This window comes from Sandaracinobacteroides sayramensis, assembly GCF_022014495.1.
GTDB classification, from domain to species: Bacteria; Pseudomonadota; Alphaproteobacteria; order Sphingomonadales; family Sphingomonadaceae; genus Sandaracinobacteroides; species Sandaracinobacteroides sayramense.
In genome coordinates, this window is the sequence record NZ_JAKLSQ010000010.1 from 77415 (window position 1) to 100205 (window position 22791).

At 63.3% G+C, this 22791-nt stretch carries 20 protein-coding genes, 1 tRNA gene and 1 pseudogene; 7 read left to right on the forward strand and 15 right to left on the reverse strand.

Annotated elements, in window-relative coordinates; genetic code table 11:
* Positions 1–544 precede the first annotated feature (544 nt).
* Positions 545–844 (reverse strand): hypothetical protein, encoded by a 300-nt coding sequence (locus tag L6Q21_RS08595; RefSeq protein ID WP_237830334.1) that lies wholly within the window; start codon positions 842–844, stop codon positions 545–547.
* 2 nt (positions 845–846) lie between these two features.
* Positions 847–1383, reverse strand: a complete 537-nt coding sequence (locus tag L6Q21_RS08600) for an antirestriction protein ArdA (RefSeq protein ID WP_237830335.1) — start codon at positions 1381–1383, stop codon at positions 847–849.
* A 439-nt stretch (positions 1384–1822) separates the two neighbouring features.
* Between L6Q21_RS08600 and L6Q21_RS08605 the strand changes: the two genes are divergently transcribed.
* Positions 1823–2857 (forward strand): hypothetical protein, encoded by a 1035-nt coding sequence (locus L6Q21_RS08605; protein ID WP_237830336.1) that lies wholly within the window; start codon positions 1823–1825, stop codon positions 2855–2857.
* Entirely contained in the window at positions 2857–3426 is a 570-nt protein-coding gene (locus tag L6Q21_RS08610; protein WP_237830337.1) for a hypothetical protein, read from the forward strand. Before L6Q21_RS08605 ends, L6Q21_RS08610 begins: the two co-directional genes overlap by 1 nt.
* Before the next feature lie 84 nt (positions 3427–3510).
* On the opposite strand, the gene L6Q21_RS08615 is transcribed toward L6Q21_RS08610, so the two are convergent.
* From L6Q21_RS08615 to L6Q21_RS08655, 10 genes and pseudogenes are all read right to left on the reverse strand, one after another.
* The gene (locus tag L6Q21_RS08615; RefSeq protein ID WP_237830338.1) at positions 3511–3870 is read right to left on the reverse strand and encodes a hypothetical protein; all 360 of its coding nucleotides are present in this window, start codon (positions 3868–3870) and stop codon (positions 3511–3513) included.
* 35 nt (positions 3871–3905) lie between these two features.
* Complete coding sequence (locus L6Q21_RS08620) at positions 3906–5372, reverse strand: relaxase/mobilization nuclease domain-containing protein (protein ID WP_237830339.1); 1467 nt, start codon at positions 5370–5372, stop codon at positions 3906–3908.
* Positions 5338–5730 carry a plasmid mobilization protein gene (locus tag L6Q21_RS18235; protein ID WP_418895816.1) on the reverse strand — a complete coding sequence of 131 codons (393 nt, stop codon included), beginning with the start codon at positions 5728–5730 and terminating at the stop codon, positions 5338–5340. Before L6Q21_RS18235 ends, L6Q21_RS08620 begins: the two co-directional genes overlap by 35 nt.
* Positions 5731–6277: 547 nt before the next feature.
* Entirely contained in the window at positions 6278–6442 is a 165-nt protein-coding gene (locus L6Q21_RS08630; protein ID WP_237830341.1) for a hypothetical protein, read from the reverse strand.
* A 60-nt stretch (positions 6443–6502) separates the two neighbouring features.
* Positions 6503–6730 (reverse strand): hypothetical protein, encoded by a 228-nt coding sequence (locus tag L6Q21_RS08635; protein ID WP_237830342.1) that lies wholly within the window; start codon positions 6728–6730, stop codon positions 6503–6505.
* 33 nt (positions 6731–6763) lie between these two features.
* Positions 6764–7285, reverse strand: a complete 522-nt coding sequence (locus tag L6Q21_RS08640; protein WP_237830343.1) for a hypothetical protein — start codon at positions 7283–7285, stop codon at positions 6764–6766.
* A gap of 21 nt (positions 7286–7306) precedes the next feature.
* Positions 7307–9859: a type IV secretion system DNA-binding domain-containing protein gene (locus L6Q21_RS08645; protein WP_237830344.1), complete on the reverse strand. Its 2553-nt coding sequence runs from the start codon at positions 9857–9859 to the stop codon at positions 7307–7309.
* The gene (locus L6Q21_RS08650) at positions 9856–10512 is read right to left on the reverse strand and encodes a hypothetical protein (protein ID WP_237830345.1); all 657 of its coding nucleotides are present in this window, start codon (positions 10510–10512) and stop codon (positions 9856–9858) included. The genes L6Q21_RS08645 and L6Q21_RS08650 overlap by 4 nt, the downstream gene beginning before the upstream one ends.
* Before the next feature lie 153 nt (positions 10513–10665).
* Positions 10666–10971, reverse strand: a complete 306-nt coding sequence (locus L6Q21_RS18240; protein ID WP_418895818.1) for a PEPxxWA-CTERM sorting domain-containing protein — start codon at positions 10969–10971, stop codon at positions 10666–10668.
* Positions 10954–12030, reverse strand: a pseudogene (locus L6Q21_RS08655) (choice-of-anchor tandem repeat GloVer-containing protein); the annotation flags it as partial. The pseudogene L6Q21_RS08655 and the gene L6Q21_RS18240, both read right to left, overlap by 18 nt.
* Before the next feature lie 186 nt (positions 12031–12216).
* Here L6Q21_RS08655 and L6Q21_RS08660 point away from each other — a divergent pair.
* The 3 genes from L6Q21_RS08660 to L6Q21_RS08670 all read left to right on the forward strand — a co-directional run bounded on the left by L6Q21_RS08660 (position 12217) and on the right by L6Q21_RS08670 (position 15786).
* Entirely contained in the window at positions 12217–14949 is a 2733-nt protein-coding gene (locus L6Q21_RS08660; protein ID WP_237830347.1) for a protein kinase domain-containing protein, read from the forward strand.
* Positions 14950–15125: 176 nt separating this feature from the next.
* Positions 15126–15350: a hypothetical protein gene (locus tag L6Q21_RS08665; protein ID WP_237830348.1), complete on the forward strand. Its 225-nt coding sequence runs from the start codon at positions 15126–15128 to the stop codon at positions 15348–15350.
* Between the two features lie 73 nt (positions 15351–15423).
* Positions 15424–15786: a hypothetical protein gene (locus L6Q21_RS08670; protein ID WP_237830349.1), complete on the forward strand. Its 363-nt coding sequence runs from the start codon at positions 15424–15426 to the stop codon at positions 15784–15786.
* 462 nt (positions 15787–16248) lie between these two features.
* Here L6Q21_RS08670 and L6Q21_RS08675 read toward each other — a convergent pair whose 3' ends face one another.
* Both L6Q21_RS08675 and L6Q21_RS08680 read right to left on the reverse strand, forming a co-directional pair.
* Complete coding sequence (locus tag L6Q21_RS08675) at positions 16249–17718, reverse strand: tyrosine-type recombinase/integrase (RefSeq protein WP_237830350.1); 1470 nt, start codon at positions 17716–17718, stop codon at positions 16249–16251.
* A gap of 164 nt (positions 17719–17882) precedes the next feature.
* Positions 17883–19340, reverse strand: a complete 1458-nt coding sequence (locus L6Q21_RS08680) for an OprO/OprP family phosphate-selective porin (protein ID WP_237830351.1) — start codon at positions 19338–19340, stop codon at positions 17883–17885.
* Positions 19341–19788: 448 nt separating this feature from the next.
* Here L6Q21_RS08680 and L6Q21_RS08685 point away from each other — a divergent pair, with 448 nt between their 5' ends.
* Positions 19789–21804: a S9 family peptidase gene (locus L6Q21_RS08685; protein ID WP_237830352.1), complete on the forward strand. Its 2016-nt coding sequence runs from the start codon at positions 19789–19791 to the stop codon at positions 21802–21804.
* Positions 21805–21865: 61 nt separating this feature from the next.
* Positions 21866–22450, forward strand: coding sequence for an HD domain-containing protein (locus L6Q21_RS08690; RefSeq protein ID WP_237830353.1), 585 nt, complete (start codon positions 21866–21868; stop codon positions 22448–22450).
* Here the strand turns inward: L6Q21_RS08690 and L6Q21_RS08695 are convergent.
* A tRNA-Val gene (locus L6Q21_RS08695) sits at positions 22429–22503 on the reverse strand. The genes L6Q21_RS08690 and L6Q21_RS08695 overlap by 22 nt on opposite strands.
* Positions 22504–22791: the final 288 nt, after the last annotated feature.

Genomic DNA, 22791 nt, shown 5'->3' on the forward strand with positions numbered 1-22791 from the left:
AGCGGCCATTTCGATGCAATCAAAAGGAGAGTCGCTCTGGGCGTAGCGGATTCGGGCGGGCTTGCCGGGGTATTGGCGGCCGCCTGTTGCCTGATGGTCGTGGGATAAGAGGCTGGGTGGTTCTGCCCCCCGTGGTTCTGCATTGCAGGCGCGGGTGGCCTCAGGTTCCGGGCATTCGCCGGAGTTTGTTCCTGCGGCTCGCCCCCCCACCCCCCAACCCCTCCCCTGTTGTTAGATAGAGGTATTATAAGACATTGATATATAAGGTATAAAAATACCATTTCTCGCCTGTGCAGATGTTGTGCAGGACTTTTGGCCTTTTTGTGCAGGTTGTGGCATCCCTGCCACAATGGATTCCAGCATAGGGAAGCCGCTCTCGCAGGCCAATCATTCCACGCCTGCGGTGCCGTGTAAACAGCGGGATGGAATGGTGTGGGGTTCCGGGGCTGGGGCGGAATATCGCGGGCGCTGCGCGCCCCGCGCCTTGGGGTGGGTGGTGCGGGTCAAACGAAGTGGCCGCCCCTTCGGGCGGCCTCCATCGTTCCTAGAATAGTTCTCCCTGTCGGCTGGTTTCGACATATCGCCGCCAGTCGGGCTTTGCGGCTTCCTCGTCCAGCCATGCCGTGACCTGCGCGACAACATCGCCGCCGTTGGCCTCGACGGTGCCGCAAGGGTGGAAGTGCGCGCGATAGCCCGTTTCCGTGATGGGAAGCGGGGCGCGGGGCGGCTCGATGCTGCGGATTTCAAGATGGGCGATAACGCCGCCAAATTGGCGGGGGCAATAGATCGCCTCAATCTCGATACCCTGCCATGTGAAGCGGTGGACTTGGGGTTGCTGCTCCATTGTCAGCACCCCACAAAGATATGCACCACGTCCCATGCGGTGCTGACGGTGAAAAGGTCGCCGTTCAGTTCGGCATCCCGCGCCATAGCCTGATAATCGACATAGTAGCGGAGCGCATGGGGAATGGCGGTCGTTTCCTCCGTCACCTCCTGCATATAGTCGGCAAGGCTGGCATATGCCCCAAGGTGGCGATCTTCCAACGCCTCCCGCGCCTCATCCAGATCGCCGTTATAGTGATCGAGCAAGGCCGCGCCGATCTCGCCATGCTCGGCAAGGAACATCGCAACTTCGCTCACGCGGTCAAAGCTGGCGTATTCCTCGATGCGGATAGCGCCAAAGCCTTCATAGCCATGGATGGCCCATTCTTCGGCATCCGGCACGGGCGATACGGCCAGCATATCGCGCACGGCATCGTAAATCGCCCAAGGCTCCTGCGCGGCGTCAATCCATGCGCCATGCAGATAGCCTTCATTGTAGGCGGCAAGACAGGCCACATAAATGCGGGGTTGTTCGGTGTCGGTGGTGATGGTTGCTCCCATTTCTGTTCTCCATTGGGTTCGGGTTTCAGGTCGCGCTCTGAAACCCTGCCTCGTGGCGAACAGCGGAGAGTGAGGGAGCAAGGTCCGGTGCCGGGGGGTGGTGCGGGCGCAGCGAAGCGAGCCACGGCCCCCAAAGCGGCACCTTGCAGGGAGAGAGGGGCCGCGCTCCTTTCTCCCTCGAAAATGGAAAAGCCGCGCCGTTGGCGGCGCTCAATTCAGGGCGGGCAAGCCCGTCCTATCCCGCGTCATGGGATGGCAACCCGAATGGGCGGAAACAGCGTGGCCGGTTCCGTCGCGCCAGCGATACAGCCCGGTCCGAAGGGGACGCCCGTGCCTATGTGAACCTCACGCACGCTCTATCGTCATTCTGTTTGCTTGGCATTTCGACGACACAAGGCAATAGAGCCCAAGGTTCAATGCAGGGGAGGACGGGGGAGCAATGAGCACAACATACCACATGGTGCATTATCGCCGCTTCGAGGCGGATGCGGCGGCCTTGAAAGGCAGGTCTCTGGAGAGCCTTTGCCGAGAGGCGCTGAACACCAGCAACGGCTCCTCCGCTCTGTGGGCAAGGCCGGAGGATCGTGTGTTTGACGTGGAAGACGGCGACGGACGCAAGATATTTCTGAACAAGGTGGCGGACTTGTCCAGTGCGGTATTTGGGGAAATGTGCCTCGCACAGGCCAAGGACTTGCAGGCGCTTTTGAACATGAACCCCTCGGAAGTGAAACTGTCGGACCTGACCACGGCCACCGTCTATGACCTTGATGAACGGGAGGCTCCGCAAGGGTCTCAGTTCGTCCGGGGGCTCGCCTACTGGCTAGCCATCGGGAATCATGTGTTGTTCGTGAAAACACACTCGATGACGCCGGAGCTCGTGCGGCTGTATCTCGATTGGCTGCTCAAATCGCGCAGTGCGGTGGTGAACCCCACCCTGTCTTTTGCCCTCAATGCGGAGTTCGACAAGACGGCAGCGGCAGGCGACATTGGCGAAATCCGCAACCTCCGAGTTTCCGGGAAATCTGCGCCGCAGGTCATCAATTTCGAGGGCGAGACTGAGAAGCGCGAGGTCAAGACGTCCCGACGCGTTGCGGACAAATTTGCCCACATGCAGCAGGCCGTCCCCATTGTGAAGGCGCTGTTTGGCGACAAGAAGGCTGAATCGCTCATTGAAAGCCTCGGCCCCGAGGAATATCTTGCGGTCGAGGCGTCTGTGAAGGTCCGTGGGCGCCGGACCGAGGAATCGCGCAAGAAGTTCCAAGCCATTGCGAACGACCTTGCGGACGAATCGGACGCTAAGGTGCAAATCGAGGGCAAGGACGGTCAGATTAGGGATGGCGATGCCATCCTTCGTACTCGTATGCCGTTCTATCTGCCCCATGAAGGCAGCAACCTATTGGAGTTCGATAACGTCGCAGACCAACTCCAAGAGGTGTATGCTCGCTTCGTAAAGGACGGAAAGATCACGGCCTGATGGCCCGAGCAACGACCATTATTGTTACCCTCCTGACTGCCACGCTGTTTGCTTGGGCGGTCCCGCTGGCACGTCTCTACGGGGCTTTCCAACCTCTCATCGTCACGCTCTCCATCATGGTCGCTGCCGTGTTTGTCCGCCTGAATCGCGGTATGCCCGCGCTCGAATGGAAGAGCCTCGACCCAGACAAGCGCAAAGAACTCACGGCTTCCATTGTTAGCGTCACGACCGAATATGGCTGGATCATCGGTATCAATGCGGTTGCGCTGGCCGGACTGGTCACGCTGTCGGTGATCGGCGCGACTGATGCCGCCTTGTGGTCGGAGGGTGTCCGCCGGATCGTCGCTGGCACGGTGGGCGGCCTTGTCACCCTCTGCGCCGCGCGCATGGCGTATGTTGTTTGGCGAGATATCGACATTGTTCGATTACAGAAGCACCTGATCGACGGTGCCGCCTCGCGGGAAACAGACGAGCGGGAACGTGCTCTTGCCGATGACAAGCTGGCCAGTATGCGGGCCACAAATGTCCGGCCAGTCGATATTAAGCCTCCGAAGGCTTGGGGCGAATAGGTGGATTGCGCCCTCTCGCTGGCGCACCTCATTCTTTTACCATGACCGTATGGCCATCTGGCGGTGAACTGCAATTGCTGCTGGTTAACGCATCCAAGGTGGCTTGAGGAAATGACGGGCGCGGAATCTCGAACGCAGGCGGCGGCGCACCGTCTTGGGCGAGGGCGTCGGACGTGGAGCCATCGGCGGGGCAAGGAAGGTCGAACCAAAATCTGTCAGATCGGCGGCACCATCGGACGCATTGCCGGACGATGAAAGGAAGCTCGATATAATCTCGTTGCCGCTGGCGCTGGCGGCACCGCCGCCCTTGTCCTTCTGCTTCGGTCGGGCAACGGCCATGAAGCGCGACGCCAGACGGGGAACAAGGGCAAGCGCGACGTTGGACACGAAGCGGGACACGGCCTGTCCGGCTTTGGGCGCAAGGCTGGCAATCTGTTGAAGCAACAGGCCCGGTTCTGATTGCAGGAAGCGCGAGCCTGTCAGCGTGCGCGAGGATCGCGCTCCGGCCCTTCGCGCTCGCGTGTCAGGGCATCCCTGCGCCGTTCCTCATACTCGCGGGCAAGCTGCCGCGCCCGCTCGTCGTCCTCGATGCGGCGTTTCAGGTCGCGGGCTTGATCGTTCAGCAAGTCCGCCCGCTCATGAGCCTGCCGGTCAACAAGCGCATCGATCTCGGCCCGGTCGGCGGCATTGAGGCCGGACACCAGGATGCGGATTTCGCCATTGCGCCGGTCCTCGGCGTCGCGCGCAGCGTTGGCCTCCGTTGCGAGGCGGTGTGCGCGAACTTTCTCGTCCATGGCTTCGCGGATCGTGCGCCACATACGCCGCAAGCCATCAGGCTCCTGCGGGCGTTCGCGCGTGACGCGCTGCGCCCACTCCCTGGCAAAGCGTTCAATAGCCATCTCTGCCTTCGCCTGTTGCTCCTGCTGCAAGTCTTCGACCTCGCGGGCGTGGTGCAGTTCCTGCTCCTTCAACTCGGCACTGTGGCGCTCCATGATGCTGCGGCGCAGCGACTCTATATGCGCGTCCTCCTGCGATGGTGCGGGGGTGCGGTCGGCGGCTGGCGGTTCCTGACAGGGTTGTTCGGTGGCGGCGGGCGCCGATTGGGGGGACGGTTCGGGTGTCGGCTCCGCGCGAACGACCTCGCGGGTAGCGGTGCGGGCTTCCTTCACGCTCGGCAAGGCTTCAGGATCAACGTCCACCATGAAGGCGCGAAGCTCGGCGGCCTTCACGCCGGGAAGCTGTCGGCCAAGGCTATGAACCTTGGCGTCCTCGTCCAGAATCACGAAATCGCGGCGGTCGCCCCGCGCCAGCACATATCCCGCGTCCTCAAGCGCGGCTTTGAAAGCGAGGCCGCTGTCGCTGGCCTCGAACAGCGCCGTCACCTGCGCCTTGCGCGCGCGATGGTCGATCCCGCCGCGTTCGCGCTGTTGCCATTCGTCGTGGGTGGCCTCGGCGGAGGGCATTTCGGGCTGGGCCTCCCGGTCCCGCTTGGCGTGCTTGCCGGGAACATGCTCATGCCCGAACTCCTGCTCCATGCGCAGACTGGCCCGTTCATGGGCCTGGTAGTTCATGCTGTCGCTGCGCAGGGTCATGGTATCCATGTCGGCGCGCGCCCAGACGACATGGATATGCTCTCGCCCGTTCTTTTCGTGCATGACGACGGCGCGGGGCTGGCCCTGCAAGCCAAGCTCCTCTTCCAGAATCTCGACCGCCCGCATCCACTGTTGCGGGGTCATGTCATATCTGGCGTCGGGGTCGATGTTGGCGTGGTAGAGGCCCAGCCTGCCATTGGTGGCGAGCGTGTAGGTCTGCCAGTCGCGGAAAGCCTCGGCGGGCGTGCCGGCGGAATCCAGTTGCAGGATTTCGACGCGCTCGTTGGTGTCAGCGCGGCCAAGGTGGCGGGCAAGCTGGCTAGGGCCAGCCCGGCTCTTGCCCTTGATAATCACCGGCTGGCTCCATGCCCAAGGCGTCGTAAATCGCGCCAGTCACCGCATGGTATTGGTGCAGCGCGTCACGCAACTGCCCGGCGTCGGTGTCGAGGCCGAGATTGGCGTTGCGGGCGATCTGGTTCAGATTGTTGCCGACACGGTTCAGAGCGGCAAGGGCCTGAACAAGCGCGCGATGCTCTATGGGGCGGCGATGGCGGGCGCGGGGGCCAGCATGGTCCAAGCCTGCCGCGCGGGCAAAAGCACCGACGGCAAGACCGGCGCGCAAAGCCCGATCCTGATAGCGCGCATACTCGTCGTCCGACACGCGGAACGTGATAATGCGCGTCCGCTGCCGCTTGTCACTTCCTTTCGCCACCCGCCCTCCGAAATGAAGGGTTCCAAGGCACCGCCTTGGTCGGTGCAGGCCGAAATGCCTGCCGGGGGTTCAGGGGTCGCTACGCCCTGATCTGGTTTCCAAAGGGCATGAAAACCCTATGGTCGATGCCGCAGTCGAAACAGCGGTCATGGGTTCCAAGGGAGAATGAAATCTCCTTTGGCGGGTTTCGGGGCAGCGTCCCGATCCAGGGTGCATGGGGAGGGAAATCCCCTGCTCTGGAGGTTCCACAGGAGGGCACGAAGGCTCTCCTTGGTTTGGGGATGCAACGGGGGCGAAGCGCCCCTTGCCAAGCGCGCGGTATTACCGCGCATGGCTTGCACATCCTATTATTATTGTATCATGGAAGTGGGGCGGCTGTCGAATGCGACTGTCGCCCCTCCGCTCAAAAACGCGGGCGGCTATCATCTGCGTGACATTGTATCACGAATCGACAGGGCGGCGTGAAAACCGTGTGGCAACTCCTAAAAACTCATCGGGGGATTGACAGAGAAGGGTGCAAGGCTGCGTCAATCAATGTGTCGCAATTTCAGAGATGGCGGACGATGATCGGCAGATTGTGTTTACCGAGGAAATTTCGGAGCGATGCCTCAGCAATAGGCGGCGGCGCGATCAATGCCCCATTGGCGGCTTGCCTTATCAAGCGAACCAGTGGCTCTTCTTCCCATCCTCTTGCCTGAAAATTCTCGACCATTTTGTCGAGTCTTGCTTCCTGAGCAGGGGTCACGCAATAACCTTTCTTACGGTGACGCGGCTATATTCTCGCGACTGGAATATCTGCAACAGGCATGTCCATGATATCTAAGACCGCTTCGACCTCTTCAGAGCCAAAGGCTGCCGCAAGCAGTTCCCCAGAAGCCTCTTCTGCTTCTTCAAAAGCCTGATTGATCTTAGCTATTGTATCGTTATCGCTGCCGAACTGTATATAAAGAGCGAGCTTTGCTGCTTCCTCACGAATATCCAAATACTGGCCAACCTTCATATTTGGTTCCTTTTCGCCTGTATAAAGGCAAGTTTATCCGACATCCCTGTCCGTCATCTTTTTATAGCTAATGGCAGCCTTCTTGCCAAATGCCTCCTCTATGGCCTTATCCCTCTCGGTGTAAGCCTCCGCAAAAGCTTCCTTAAGTTTTTTTTGATTCTCTTCCGAATCTCCGATTCTCTTCAATATCGCCTCTTGAAGAAAAATCTCTTCTATGTCGAAAATCTGCTTCAACTTTGGCATTACAATGTCCTCTTCAAATATGCGTTTCAGATATTTGAAGATTAGCACAAATGCCGCTATTAGTGTTCCCCAATTTATTATTATTGCAATTACCGCTGTTATGGCAAATTCAAATTTACTAATTTCATTGAAATCATTTGGCGGCGACCAGTTTCCTGAAAACGTCTGCAAGAGCAGAACCATATGCTTATTGTCGGCAAAAGCTGTAGCAAAAACAATCATTGCGATTGTAAACAATAGGCCGAGAAGGGCAACGATTCGGGTGGGTGATGTTGGGTGCGACTCCTTCCTTATGTCTGTTTGGCTTGCCATAGTATACGTCCCATTTTGCACTTAATACTTGTGTTCTAATGCCACCACGTCCTGTCGCGCGAGTCCTGCCCGTTGGATGTGAGCATATGCATGGAAGCGGCCCATCGCAATGAAGTCGGCAGGCGTCAGCGCCGGAGCCATGCTGTTGCCCTCGGTGCGATAGCGTTGCTCCATATCTTCCTGCCGCCACAAGGCTTGCTGCTGCGCGGAAAGCTGGGCTGCGGCGTCACCGCCCTGCGGCACAAAGCGCAAGTCGGCCTCATAGGTCGGCCGCGCCGTGGCGGCGCCGATGCTGGCGCGGCGGAGGAAGCCGATGGCGGCGGCAAAATACCCGCCATTCTCATCCGGCGCGGCCCTGTCGTCCACGGGCAGGAACGGCGTCCAGCCGGTGACCAGCTCGCGCTGCTCCAGGCTCTCCCATTGCCCGTCACCGAACACGCGGTTGCGTTCGAACTCGCCCGCGAGCCAGCAGGCATAGGTGACGGTGGCGCGGTCCTCGCTGCGCAGAAACACCTTGCTTCGGGCCTGCTGCATGAAGTTGTCGGCGGCATGTTCGCCCATGGCCTGCGTGAGCGCGGCGACGGTCTGGGTGGCAAACACGCCCGCAAGGCCGGTGGACCGCGCAACGTTCCAGAACGTCGCGTCGGACAGGCCCGATGCCGCGTCCACCGTCGCCAGCTCCTGCACCTCGTCCATCATCACAAGACAGGGGTTGTCCTGCGGATTGCCGCCGGTGCGTTTCAGGGTGGCCTCGCGCAAGCGGGCCTCCCGATACAGGACGGTCTTGAGCAGGATGGCGACCAGCCGCGCGGGCAGGCCGTCGTCCAGCGTGTTCAGGGTCACAAGGGCAATCTTGCCATTGAGCGGCGCGTCAAGGCTGGCTGTGCCTGCGTCCAGCCCGCTGATAAACCGCTCCCGCAATATGCTCGCCCCGGCGAAACCGTCCAATAGCTGCGAGATATTGGCGGTAATACCTGTCTTGGTGGCCTCGGCCATGCCGGTCCATGCTTCGGTGAGGTAGTTGAGGCTGGCGGCGATGTCAGCGCCTGCGAACAGCGCCAGCCGGTCGGAGGCTTCCAACGCGCGGTCGCCCTGCATCTGTGCGAGGCAAGCGCTCGTTTCCTCTCGGATCGCCTCGATGGCGGCGGTGAGGCGCTTGCTATCCAGCGCCGCCTGATAGGCCCACCACGGGCTATAGGGGTTAAGGGTTTTGGCCTCGGTCTTGCCTTCCGGCGTCGCGGCGTAGGCGCGGCCCACGGTCAGCAGGTGGTGCATGACGTTGGCGGCCATATCGGGCCAGAACGTATCGCCCTTGGCCCCGCCCACCTGCGCCAGCACCGAGCGCAGGACGGCGGCGATCTGCGCGGGGGCGAGCCTTGCCGTGATGTTGACGCCAAGCTCGCCCGCTCCGGTGCCGATGCGCAGCACATCTTTCGACCGGCCTGCCTCGCCCGCGATTTGGGCGGCGTCGTGCCACAGGACGCCCTTTGCGTCGGTGACGTAGGCACCGAACTGCGGTTGTTGCAGAACCTGCCGCAAGAGCGGTTTGAGGATGGCGGAGGTCTTGCCGTCGCCGGTGCCGCCGAACACCAGCACATGCTGGAACAGCGATTCCCGGTCCAGCGCGATGGCCTGCCCCTTCGTGGGGGCGGCGAGGTCGCCGCGCACCCGCAGCGTGCCGGTGCCTTCGCCCACGCGAAACAGCGGCGAGCCTGCCAGATACCCGGTCGCCTGCCTAATCTGCCGGACATAGCCTGTGCGGGCGATCTCCCGCGCCTCGGCGCGGTGCCGCCAGCGCACATGCGCGTCCTTGGATATAATCTCATACGGCGCGGAAGCCGTTTTGCGCCAACGCTCGATCATCATCACGGCGACGACCATGCCAATGGCGGCGGCGATCAACAGCCATGCGGCGAGCGTCAGCAGGATCGCCAGCGCGCCGGTGGCGAGGCTGGCCGCCCCATCGGCGGCGACGGTCTGCCAGACGGACCAGCCCGAGACATAGACCGCCGCCTCGCCGGGAAACTGTTCCAACATAATGGGCTCGGCGGCCTCACCCTCGTGTGACACCCCGCGCCAGAGGACGAACAGGACGGGCTGCGCGATCAGCGCCAGCATGGCGGCGGTCAGGCCGCGCTCCCCCGCCGCCTTCACAAACCCTGCGCTGAAATGCCGGTCGGCCATCCACGGAATGCCCTGTCCGCCGATCAGCTTCCCGTCCTCCCACAGCGGGCGGCAAATATCGTCCGGCACTTCACCATAGAGGAAGGGGTAGCGATCCTCCGGCCATAGCTCCCGCGCCACGGCTTCGCGGTCGCCGGAGGGCAGACCAACTTTACCCTTGCCGATGCGCTCCACGATCCGGGTGAAAGCGTCCACGATGCGGCCCGGCAAGGCCGTGCGAGCGAACAGCCATGAAACAGGCCTGCGCAGCAGCCAGTCGAGACCGCCGAGCGCGAAGAGCGCGAGGGCTGGCGGAATGGCGAAAATACGCAGGATGAACCGGCGCACCGCCGGAATGAGCAGCACGGCGACAAACCCGAGCGCGCCAACGGCCGGGAGCAGCCAGATCATCGCCGCGCCTCGAATGCGGAAGGCGGCAACAGCCCGCGCATGGTCGCGGGGATGCTGGCGGGATAGACGGATTCGTCGCGACAGGGTTGCGCTTCCGGCGCGGCAAGGCAATGCAGCGTCCAGCCCTTGGCCTCTGCCTGCGTCGTTTCGGACTTGCGCAGTATCCAGTATCCGCGCCGCAGATCGGGCGCGCCCCGATAGGCAGTATTGGCTGTGCCACCGATCAGGATCGTGCTGCCGTCCCTGACGGCGTGGACCGCATCCGGCTTCCATGCGCCGCGCCAGAAGGTATCGGCGTCCTGCACGACGACGCTATCCGGCAGGCCGTTCTCGCGGTTCAACGTGTCGAGGATGTCCGCGACGTGGGCATCAAGTGCATCGGGTGTGGGCGCTTGCGTGGCGTTCTCCCGTGAAAGTGGCGGGATATCTGCCGGGTTCTCGAAGAAAGCCGTGACGGCGCTTCGCATATCCTCGGTGTAGGCCGCCTTGGCGTCGGTGACCTTAGCGGACGGCTGCGGCCACCGCGCCAAGCCGGAAAGGCCGATACCAAGAATGGTCGCCGCGATGGAAATGCCCAGCAACCACGGCAAAGCCTGGCGCCACTTTGCGGCGCGGACATGGCCTTCCGTTACCAGCAATTCCCATTGAGACATCGACTGTCCCCTTGATGACGGCGCGCCAGGCGTCCGGTATTGCGGGCGAAAGGGGCGCCGGTTATCGGCCGGCGCCCCCCCCATTTTCGTGTCCGCCAATCCCGACCCTGTACGCAGCGGAACACGAAAGACCACCAGGCTTGCCCAGAAGGCTCAGCAGGCCGAGCGAAGCGTTTCGCGGCGGCGGCGGGCGACGCTGCCCACCAGCCCGAAGCCGGCGATCATCATCGCCCAGGTGGCGGGTTCCGGCACCGCGCCGGGATTGCCCGGCTCTCCGGGTTCACCCGGAGTCGAGGGCAGCACGAAGCCTACATCGCTCAGCTTGAAAATGGCGCCAGCGCTGCTCCAATCGTCACCAAGTTGCCCCGTCGTGGTGCCGTAAAGATTGCCCTCGGCATCGGCGATCAGGCCGGCGAAAGGCGTGCCGCCGCTGTGCAGCACGGCATATGTGCCATCCACACCCAGCCTGAATACCGTGCCATTGCTAAAGCTATCATATGGAGAGGCGTCGTGTGTCGTGCCGTAGAGGTTGCCCTCGGCGTCAAGGAGCAGATTTCCACGGGGATTAGCGCCGCTACCCGATCCGGCGAAGTTATGCAGCACGCTGTACACGCCGTTGGTATCGAACTTGAAAATGGTGCCATTGTGATGCGTGCCGCCTTGATCGGTGGTGCCATAAAGATTGCCGGCGGCGTCGGCGATCAGGCCAGCATAGGAGCCGTTACCAAGGCCATGGCTATAAAGCGTGGTAAAATTGCCGTCCGCATCAAGCTTGAACAATGTGCCCTGATGATTGCCTTGGGTTGCCCCCAAAGTCGTGCCGTAGAAATTGCCTTTGCCATCTGCAAGCAGGTTTCCATAGGCGAAAGCTCCGCCTGCCCCGCCTGTGAAGCTGTGCAGCACCGTGAAGTCGTCGCCATCCGCACCGAGCCTGAAAATGGTGCCATAGTCCCTATCGCCGCCAGCATAGGTGGTGCCATAGAGATTGCCGGTGGCATCCGCCGTCAAGCTTGCGAAGGGATAGCGCCCCTCGGAAAAGGAAAAGCCGGCCTCGTTCTGCTCGAAGCTGTGCAGCACGCTGTGAGCCCCAGAGGTATCGAGCTTGAACACCGTGCCGCCGTTCTGCGTGCCGCCCTGATAGGTCGTGCCGTAGAGATTACCAATGGAATCGGCAATCAGACCGCCACGGGGATTGCTTCCGCCATATGATCTGGGGTCCGTATAGAATGTGGTAAATGTGTGTAGCACCGTAAAGTCAGTGCCATCCGTGCCGAGCCGGAACAATGTGCCGGCCCCCGTGTTTCCGCCGCCATCAGTTGTCGTGCCATAGAGATTGCCCGCGCTGTCGGCGAGCAGGCCGCCGAAGGGGGACTGGCCATCCCTTCCGCCGCTGAAGGCGTGCAGGATGTCGAAGCTGACGGCTGCCGCCGGGGTGGCGGCAATGGCAGTGGCGGACAGCAGCGCCGCCGCGATCAACCGGGTTGCGTTCGCCCTATTGTTCCAAAGTGAGATTCGCATAAGTGCCTCCTGTTGAACTGCTCCCCCCTGTTCCAGGGAGCGGGGTGCAATCTGTCGGGGCGGGCGACGATTGTCCTGAAGGCGATCCAAAGGATTTCCAAAGACGGCGGATGCGCCTTTTACATTGGTTGTCGGGCGGTTGCAGGCGTGGCAATCATCCGGCGTTGCGTATGTCAGGGGGCAGCTATGGTGGACAGCGGCGGCAGTTCGGGGCGGCGCAGGCGGCGGTGGACATTCGGGCCGGCCAGCTTCGATGAAGGAAGCTGGAGCCTGCGCGTGGGCGGCGCCATCGTGCCGCTGGAAGCCAAGCCCAGCGAAATCCTGCTGGAACTGCTGCTGCGCCCCGGCGAGGCGGTTTCCAAGGAGGAACTGCTGGACGCGGTCTGGCCCGGAGTCACCGTGGTCGATGCCTCCTTGTCGGTGGCGGTGTCGAAGTTACGCAAGGTGCTGGGCGATCAGGACGGGCAGATCATCCGCACCGTGCCGCGCATCGGCTATATGCTGGCGGTGCCGGTCTCCGTGGAAAGCCTCGGCGCACCGCTGGCGCCGCGATTCGCTTTCGCACCCGGAGACAGCGTGCCCGACCGCCCGCAGTGGGAGCTTGTCGAAGCGCTGGGCGGCACCGGGGCCAACGATGTCTGGCGGGCGCGGCAGCGCAAGACCGGCCAGACCCGCGTGTTCAAGTTCGCCGACGCGCCAGACCGGCTGCGCTCCCTGAAACGCGAGGCGGCGCTGTTCCGGCTGCTCTCTGCCACCATCGGGCCGGATGGGCCTTATGTGCCGCTGCTGGAATGGAATTTCGAGAGCGCGCCCTATTTCCTGGAAAGCGCGGACGGCGGCGTCAATCTCGTGCAATGGGCGGAGGCCGAAGGCGGGCTGGCCGCGATTGCGCCGGAGCGGCGGCTAGCCGTGGGCCGCGCCGTCGCCCAGGCGCTGGCGCAGGTGCACGACGCCGGCGTGCTGCACAAGGATCTGAAGCCCGCCAACATCCTGATCGACGGCAGCCCCGCCGCCGGCGATTTCCGCATCCGGCTTGCGGACTTCGGCGAGGGTCAGGTCGTGGACGCGGCGCTGTTCGACGCCCATGCCATCACCGGGCTTCCGATGGAGTCGCCGGATGCCAAGCCGGGCAGTCCGGTCGGCACCGCTTTCTATCGCGCGCCCGAACTGGCGGGCGGCGCGCTGCCGACGGCGAGGTCGGACATCTTCGCGCTCGGCCTCATCCTCTATCAACTGGTGGTGGGGGATTTCCACCGCAGCCTCGCGCCGGGTTGGGAACAGGATGTCGCCGACCCGCTGCTGCGGCAGGATATCGCCGAAGCCGCCGCCGGCGACCCGGCGCAGCGGCTGGCGTCGGCCTCCGAACTGGCGGAGCGGCTGGACAGGCTGGAAAGCCGGCGCGAGAAGGCTGCGGCGGAGCGCGAGGCCCAGGCACGGCTGGCCGAATGGAAAGCCGCCGAGGACAAGAGGCGCACCCGGCGGCCCTGGATCGTCGCGGCCGCAGCGGCGGCCGGCGTCGGTCTGGTCGCCACCTCCGCCGCCGCCATCGTCGCCCTGCGCCAGCGCGACGAAGCGATCCGGCAGGAGCGGATCGCCACCGCCAGCTATGGGTTTCTGGCGGACGATGTGCTGGCCCGCACCGATCCGGCGGAGGCGTCGGCCGCCGAGGAAACGCTGGCGGATGCGCTGCGCCATGCCGGGGAAGCGATCGATCGCCGCTTTTCCGGCGATCCGCTGGTTGCTGCGCGACTGCATGCGTCTCTGGCGCGCGCGCTGGGCGAGCGCAACGATTATCCCGGCGCGCGGGCTTCCTATGCCCGCGCCTTCCACTGGTTCGGCAAGGCAGGGGCGGCGCAATCGGACGAAGCGGGGGCGGCGCGCATGAAGCTTGCCGGCATGGAGGCGCTGACCACCCAGCCCGAAGCGCTGGCGCAGGCGAAAAAGCTCGTCGCCGACGAACCCGACCGGCCCGGAACGGAAGCGCAGATGCGCAAACTCTATGCCAGGGCGCTGCTGCTGTTGATCGACAATGATCTGGAAGCCGCCCGCACGACCTATCTGCAATCGGGCGCAATCGCCGACCAGCTTCCCGGCGTGCTGGGCGAGCGGGAGCGCATCCTGCTGCGGCAGCCGCCGGCCTTCATCCTGATCCAGCAGGGAAAAAGCGCGGAGGCCGAAGCCGAGCTGCGGCCGCTGGCGCAGCGCATGGAAGAATTGCAGGGCGCGGATCATCCCGACACCTTGCTGCTGCGCATGAATATGGCGCAGGCGGCCATGGTTCGCAAAGCAAATGATGTCGCCCTGAAGGAATATGAGGCCATTCTGCCGCTCGCCGAAAAGCGCCTCGGCCTGGATCACCGGCTGACGCTGCAAATCCGCGCCGCGCGCGCCATGGCGCTGGGGCAGGCCGGACGCTATCGGGAAGCCGCCATCGACAACGCCATCGTCTGGAAAGCGGCCGAAGCCAAGGCGGGGCCGCAAAGCTTCCAAGCCTATGCCGGCCGAGCCGATCTCGCCAACATGCTCTGCCGCGCCGGCGATACGGACGCGGGCATTGCCCATGCCCGCGCGGCCGAGCAGACGGCGCGCGCGGCTGCGGGCAACGGGCATGCCGTGACACAGGCCATCCGCTTCATTGTCGCCGAATGCCTGATCGTGGCGGGCCGACAGGCGGAGGCCGCGCCGTTGCTGGCGGGCCTCGACCGCGTGGCCGTATCCGAAATGGTCAGCGATCCCGATTGGGGCGCGGGCCTCGACCTCGCCCTTGCCGAAGTGGCTGCGGCGAAAGGCGACAAGGCCGAAGCCCGCCGCCTGCTGGACGCGGCCGCGCCGGCGCTGGAAAAGCCGACCGCCGATCCTTTCGTCGCCGGCCGCATGAAGAAGCTGGCGGATAAACTCGTGTTTCCCGGTCCGGCCTGACCGGCCCATCCGTCCTTCCTGTTTCGCACCCTCACATCGGTTCGCCTGGTCTGGCCGCAAGCCCTGTCGGGCTTCTCCACGCTGTTTCGAGCGAGTGCGGCTCCAGGCGATACGCGCTGCTCCTGTCTGCGCAGGAAGGCCGCGATGGTCGCGGTCAGAAGACAGGAGAAACGAGCATGTCCTTCATCCTCACATCCGCCGACCTCAACGGTCTGACCGAACAGCAACTGCGCGCCAAACGCGCCGCGATCCTCAGCGACCTCGCCATGCGCGGCCTGCGGCTGGAAGACTGCCCGCATGTGCAGATCAGCCTGCGCTGCATCGACGAGGCGATATTGCGCCTAAAGCAGCGCGCCTTCCAATCGCGCGCACCACGTCCGCCGAAGGGGCCGGGGTTCTGACTCCGCGCCCCTTCGCACTACGCAATCAAATTACCCGCATTTCATGGTCCAATAGAGAAAGAGGGCCATGCCTATGGAGCGGTGGATTCCAGAAACTGACTTTATCGAGGGCGACGTGATCCAGTGGACTGAAGCGGTGTTCGCGTCACGCCGCGCCAAACCGCGCGGCCGGGGCAAGGGCAAGTCCGTGAAGATCGGCGAGCGCAAGGTCGCCGCCGAAGTGCTGTCGCGCGATGCGGACGGCTGGGTGCGCCTCCTCGTGTGGCGGTGCATCGTCACCAAGGACGAGCAGGTCGGACGGACCATTGAGGCGCTGAAACCGGAAACGACGGTCAAACGAGCCGCAAAGACGATCCTGCGCGGCAAGGTAGAACGCCTTCCGTGGGTGGACGAATCAGCACGGCATGATGTGGTGGCGAGCTTGCGCACAACATGAGGGTCTTCGCCGATGTTGCGGGCGACTTCCTCGCTTGTATAAACATGCACCGTATCGTCGGGCTTCTGCACCAGATCGGAGTTGAGATATGCCTCGATGCACGCAGCAACGCGATTGATCTCCAGTGTTTTGGCCCGCTTCTGCCCCGATAGCTCTGGCGGGGGATGGAAACTGGATACGAGACCACAGGCATTCACCGTTCTTGGTTCGAGCATAGTCGGTTCGGAACAAGATGAACGAAAACGACAGGCAGAATCGCCTTCGGCCCTATCCTCTGATCGCCACGGCTGAGGACAGGAAGGAAGGCGGCATGGGGGCCGTGTCGAGGCTCGACACGGCTTTTCTCCCCAAGCCGCCAGACGGTTCACAACCGGGGAGCGCCAGCGGCACGTTATGAATCCGGCAAGAACGCAAGGCTTGAAGCATCGGCAACCGGACTCCGGTTGCTGGTTCGATGCCCGCCTAGCGTTGGGGACGGCTGGGCGGTTTGGGCTGCTTCGCCCTGACCGCCTGCGAGTCCTTGGCGTTGGTTTCGGTCACAACCGTATCGGGGCTGGCGACTGCGGGGTTCCAGCCCTCCATGCCCATCAGCACGCGGTCGGCGTGCTTGATGGTGTTCACATGGCCATAGTGCTTCTCGATCATCTGAACGGACGTGCCCATCTGCTGCGCGAGGAAATACACGTCCACGCCCATTTGCAGGCGGAAGGTCGCGTAGGTGTGGCGGAAGCAATAGGTGGTGCGCATGGTGCCATCGGCACCCTTGCGCAAGCCCGCTCCGTCCAGCAGGTCTTCAATCAGGGATTGATAGAGCGAGCCGGACGATTTGCCGGTGATGGTGGTGAATACCGGGTCTTCCGGATCTGTCGCTTTTGAGATTGCGCGGATGCGATTGAGGTATTCGCCCACGCTGGCAGGTGCGACCAGCTTGCGGGTCTTGCCCTTGCCTTGCACATACAGCACGAACATATCGCGCCCCTCGCGGTCCTTCGCGGGTGATATGTCGCGCCAGCGCAGGTTGCGCAGTTCAGGCGGTCGCATCCCGGTGTTGCAGGCAACGAGGATGAAGTTGTAGGTCATGGTGCGATACCACTGGCTCGGTGCCGTGGTCGCGGCCTTCACCCATGACCGGCCAGCCGTATGCAGCTTGCGGTATTCCTCGACCGTGAACTCCTCGCGGCGCTGACTGGACAGCTTCGGGATTTCATCGAAGCGCAGGCTGGCGGGAACGTATCGCTGCTTGATGGCGAAGTTCATGATCGCGCCAAAGACTTTCATTTCGGTGCGGATGGTGTCGTCACTGATGAAGGGGATGCGCTTGGCCATCTTGGCCTTCACCGCTTCCTCGATCTGCTCCGGCGTCGGCGGCAGCCTGGGCTTCAACCCCTTGGCAGCGCGTATCTTGCGCATACGGTCGAAGTCGTCCGCGACCAGCTTGCGGGCGATCTCCTCCGACACGAAGCGCGAGCCGTTGCGCTCGATACGGCCTTCCCCATGCTCGCGCCGCCATTGGGGGTATTCGCCCCAACGCTCGTCACCGATAAGATGGACCTGAACGGAGCCGATATAGTCGTCCAACGGGTTTTCGATGGCGATCTTGATGGTTTCGATGCGCTTGTCGGTGATCTGCTCGCGCTTGGCGCGGGCGATCTGCTTTTGCAGGAACTCCTTGGCCACGTCGCGGAAGGGGCGGTTGAACAGCGCCACGCCATGCTTGATGGCGTAGCGCACCTCGCTATCCTGCTCCCACGCCATAGCGCGGGCGTCGTTGATGTTCTCGGTCTTTAGGGAAACCGTCTTGTATCGGTCCTCCTTTGGCACCTTCACGCGGCAATAATAGTTGCGGTGCTTCACGTCTGAACGCCGGAACAGGATGAGGCCGGGTTTTAGCTCTTCCTTGTCGGTGATGAATTTGCTTCCGTCGGACGCCATGATTCCCTCATACTGTGCAGAATCCGTGCAGGTCGGCGGCGTAAGTCGTTGATCTGCCGTGCCTGTGCGGGTGTTGTGTGGGAAATTATGGCAGAAAATGTCCAATAAAGCTAATTATTTACGAGATAAACACCACCCCTGAAGGGGAGGGGCTTTCTTGCCCGTCAGAAGTCGAAGGCGAAGCGGGTGCCGATCACATTGACCTTATAGCCATAGTCGGTGGCGTCGCCGCTGGTCTCGCCGTTCACTTTCAGCGCATAGGGCCCGCCCTTCACGTCCATCCGCGTATATTGCGTGGTGATGCGGACATAGTCGATCGGCTGCCAGATGAGGTTCAGGGACAGGGCGTTGCTGCGCCCGCCGTGCGAGCTGCTGGTGTTGATTCCGCCGGACTGGATGGCCGGGTCGTTCAGGTTCAGCGAATCCCAGCGGACATTGGCGCTGATGGCGCCCGGCCCCCCTTTGTTGAGCGGGTTCAGCACCTTCGTCCTGTCCCACTGGGCGGTGGATTTCTTGTAGCCGCGGCTTTCCCCGGTGAAGAAATAGCCGGCTTCCAGATAATAGCTGAAGAAGCTGGGGTTGCCGTTGGCGATGATCGCGCCGACCGGAATATTGTCGGCAGGGCCGATGTCCGCCGGGCCGATGGCGTTGACCCACAGCCAGCTTGCCTCCCCGCCGATGTGCAGCGGGCCGTGGATGGCGAAGGCCTCCAGACCCAGTTGCGTGTCCTTGTCGGCGGCGATGGTGCCGGTGTCGACGAAGCGCACGTCCGTCAGGCGCGGGTTGGGGCGGGAGCGGTAGCGGGCGCCGAGGCTCGACGAATTATAGCCGCGATGCTGGAAACTGGCGCCGAGATGCAGTTGCGTGTCGTCCAGCTTCGGCATGAAGACGCCGCGCCCGGCGAGCAGCCAGCCGTCGTTGTCGTAGCTGATGCCGATCCCCTCGTTGAAGAGGCCGCCGGCGAGATAGAGTTTGTCGTTCGCATAGGCGACGGAGCCGCCCAGGCGGCGGGTCTGGTTGTAGCCGTCGGTGAATTGCGCCCGTTCCAGGAAGGTGATGAAGCGCGACGAGGTGGGCTGCTCCATGCTCTGGAAGCTGTCGTAATGGCCGACGCGCAGGGTGACGTCCTTGACGGGGCTCCATTCCAGGAACAGGTCGGCCCATTCGACCAGGTTGGAGTGGAAGTCCGCCTCGGCCTTGTAGGCGAAATCGCCGGGCATGGTGCCCTCCACGCCCAGCCGCGCGCGGCGGATGCGGCTGTTGAAGCCGAGCGCCTTGGTGCCGATCTGGTTGTTCGGATTCTCGGTGTAACCGACATCGTACATGAAGCGGCCGCGGATCTTGAACTTCCAGTCCCCGTCCTTGAATTCGGGCGCGGCCTTGAAAGCCGGCTTCAGCTCGGCCTGTTTGCCGATATCCTGATTGGCCTTGCCGAGCACTTCCGACTGCGCGTCCACCTGCGCGCGCAGGGATTCGATTTCCGCCGACTGTTCGTCCACCCGCGCGCGCAGGGCGCGCAGTTCCTGAAGCAGTTCCGCGTTGGTCTGGGCGAAGGCATCGGAGCCGGCGCAGGCCATGGTGCCGCACAGGAGCAGGGCGCGCAGGCCCAGCGCATTTCGCATTTCATTTCCCCTCGACCGACTGTTTGCTGCCAGGATATGTGAATATTGGATGACATTTTCGGCGACATTTGCGGCCGGATATGACCGCCGGGCTGCGACGGCAATCCCGCGCAGGCATGGAACGCAACTTGTCGGGGGCAAGATCGCCTTGCCCTTGATATGCCGGAACTGGTTCTGCGGCCCGTTGGCGCTGGTCAGTCCTCGCGATCGGCTGCCCGGCTGCTTGTCCGCGCTACCAAAGAGGTGATTGCAAAATCGTTTCCAAAGCGTTTCAATACAATGAATTTTCTGGGCATTGCCTGTGGCGCGGAACGGAAATGAAGTTGATGCAGGCGGTGCGGGGCTGCGCTAGAAGTCGGCCCATATCTTCGGCTGGCGCGACCGCGGCAGGCAGGGAAGAGTGGCAGGCCCATTTCGGGTTGGCTGCCAGCGAGTGGAGAATTATCGCATGCGAAACATCCTCATGGCCTCTGTGGCGGCGCTTCTGTGCGCCACCGCCCAGCCGGCCTTCACCCAAGGGAAACCGATGACCGAGACGCAATTGATCGAGCGCAGCAAATTGTTCGGAAACCCGGTGAAGGCGCAGGGGCGCTTTTCCCCGGACGGGAAATGGGTGAGCTGGCTGGCCCCCAGCAATGGCGTGCTGAACATCTGGGTGGCGCCGGCCGCCGACCTCAATAAGGCGCGGCCGCTGACCGCCGAGACGAAGCGGCCGATCCGCCAGCATTTCTGGGCGCCGGACAGCTCGATGATCCTCTTCATCAACGACGCGGGCGGCAATGAGGACTTTCTGCTGTATGGCGTGCGCGCCGAAGGCGGCGAGCCGAAGCTGCTGACCGATTTCGAGAAGACGACGGTGCAGGTGGTCGGCCTGTCGGAGCGGCATCCGGAGCGGATCCTGATCGGGCTGAACAACCGCGACCAGAAGTGGCACGATGTCTGGTCTCTGGACCTGGGCAGCGGCAAGCTGACGGAAGTGCAGCGCAACGACGGCTACAGCGGTTTCCTGGCGGACGAGGATCTGGTGCTGCGCCTGGCCATCCGCCCGAACGCCGCCGGCGGTCAGGACTATTTCCGTCTCGACAATGGCAAGGTGGCGGACAAGCCCTTCCTGAGCCACGGGCTGGACGACAGCCAGACGACGACGGTGCTGGGCTTCTCGGCCGACGGCAGGACGCTGTATCTGATGGACAGCCGCGACCGCGACACCGGCGCGCTGTTCGCGATGGACTGGGCGAGCGGCAAGACGACGCTGGTGGCCGAGGACGCGCGCGCCGACATGGGCGGCACGCTGATCAACCCGAAGTCGAAGGCGGTGGAAGCGGTCAGCTTCGATTATCTGAAGCCCGAATGGAAGGTGCTGGACCAGGCGGTGGCCGCCGACATCGCCTTCCTGAACGAGAAGCTGGGCAACTGGCTGCTGTCGTCGCGGACGCAGGCCGACGACCGCTGGATCGTGACGACCGACAATTCGAAGGAAGCGGCTGCCTCCTTCGTCTATGACCGCAAGGCGAAGGCGCTGACGAAGCTGTTCGACACGCGGCCCGATCTGGTGGGGGCGCCGCTGGCGGAAATGCGCCCGGTGGAGATCAAGGCCCGCGACGGCAAGACGCTGGTTTCCTATCTGACGCTGCCGGCCGGCGCCGGAGAGAAGCCGGCGAAGCCGCTGCCGATGGTGCTGCTGGTGCATGGCGGGCCCTGGGCGCGCGACAGCTATGGCTATGACGCCTTGAGCCAGTTCCTGGCGAACCGCGGCTATGCCGTGCTGCAGGTGAACTTCCGGGGCTCGACCGGCTTCGGCAAGGGCTTCACCAACGCCGGCAACGGCGAGTGGGGCGCCAAGATGCACGACGACCTGATCGACGCCGTGAACTGGGCGGTGGGTGAGGGCCATGCCGATCCGGCCCGGGTGGCGATCATGGGCGGCAGCTATGGCGGCTATGCGACGCTGGCCGGGCTGACCTTCACGCCGACGACCTTCGCCTGCGGCGTGGATATCGTGGGGCCTTCGAACCTGCAGACGCTGCTGTCGACCGTGCCGCCCTATTGGGAGAGCTTCTACAAGCAGCTGGTGGCGCGCATGGGCGACCCCAAGACGCCCGAGGGGCAGAAGTGGCTGAAGGAACGGTCGCCGCTGACGCATGCCGAGCGCATCCAGCGGCCGCTGCTGATCGGGCAGGGCGCCAACGATCCGCGCGTGAAGCAGGCGGAAAGCGACCAGATCGTGGCCGCCATGCAGGCGAAGAACATCCCCGTGACCTATGTGCTGTTCCCGGACGAAGGCCATGGTTTCGCCCGGCCGGAAAACAGCATCGCCTTCATGGCGGTGGCGGAGAATTTCCTGGCGAAGTGCCTGGGCGGGCAGGCCGAGGCGATCGGCGGCACGGTGAAGGCGTCGAGCGCCGAAGTGCCGCATGGGGCGGAGTATGCGCCGGGGCTGAAGGCGGCTTTGGCGGCGAAGTGAGTGTGGGCGGGGCCGCCGGTGCGGCCCCGCCTTCGCCGCAAGTGGATGGCAGAGACTGGAATTGACCGGAGATAAAGACGATATCGTGCCGCGGGCGGAGCTTTTCGCGACGCAGGCGCATGCTTGCCAGCAGCGCAAATATACCGGCGAGCCCTATATTGTGCATCCGATCGAGGTCGGGCGTCTGGTGCGCGAGGCGGGCGGGACGGATGCGATGGTGGCAGCCGCGTTGCTGCACGATGTGGTGGAAGATTGCGGGGTTCGGCTCGAGGAGCTTTCCGAACTGTTCGGGGGCGAAGTGGCGGCGCTTGTCGGCTGGTTGACCGATGTGTCGAAGCCCGAGGATGGCAATCGCGCCGTGCGCAAGGCGATGGACCGGGCGCATATCGCCCTTGCCCCGGCGGACGCGCAGACGGTGAAGCTGGCGGACCTGATTTCCAACTCCAGCACGATCATGGAATATGGAGGCGGGTTTGCCCGGGTCTATATTCGGGAAAAGGCGCTGCTGCTGGAGGTGCTGACGCGCGGAGATCGCGGGCTGTGGCAGCGGGCGAAGGCGATTGTGGACAAGGCCTTGGGTTCCGGCGAACCGGATGTGGAAAAAACGCTGGTTTCGGAAACCGATGGTGGGCGCGACAGGGATTGAACCTGTGACCCCTGCCGTGTGAAAGCAGTGCTCTACCGCTGAGCTACGCGCCCCGTTTCATCGGGTGAGTGGGGGCGGTTAAGCGATGCGCCCCAGTGTGTCAACTGCTGTCGGGATGGGGGTGGTTGGTCGGTTTCGGTGCGACCGGCTGTTGCGCCATTCCGGGCTTGGCTTGGGATATGGCCCAAACGCTCGCGGCAGAAAGCTGGACCCCGGGTCAAGCCCGGGGTGACGCGGATTGCGGTAGTGGCCGGCTGTGCATTTGAACTGGCTGATGATCGGTGGCGGTCGCGTTTATGGCACGCCCCCACCCCAACCCCTCCCCTGCAGGGGAGGGGCTT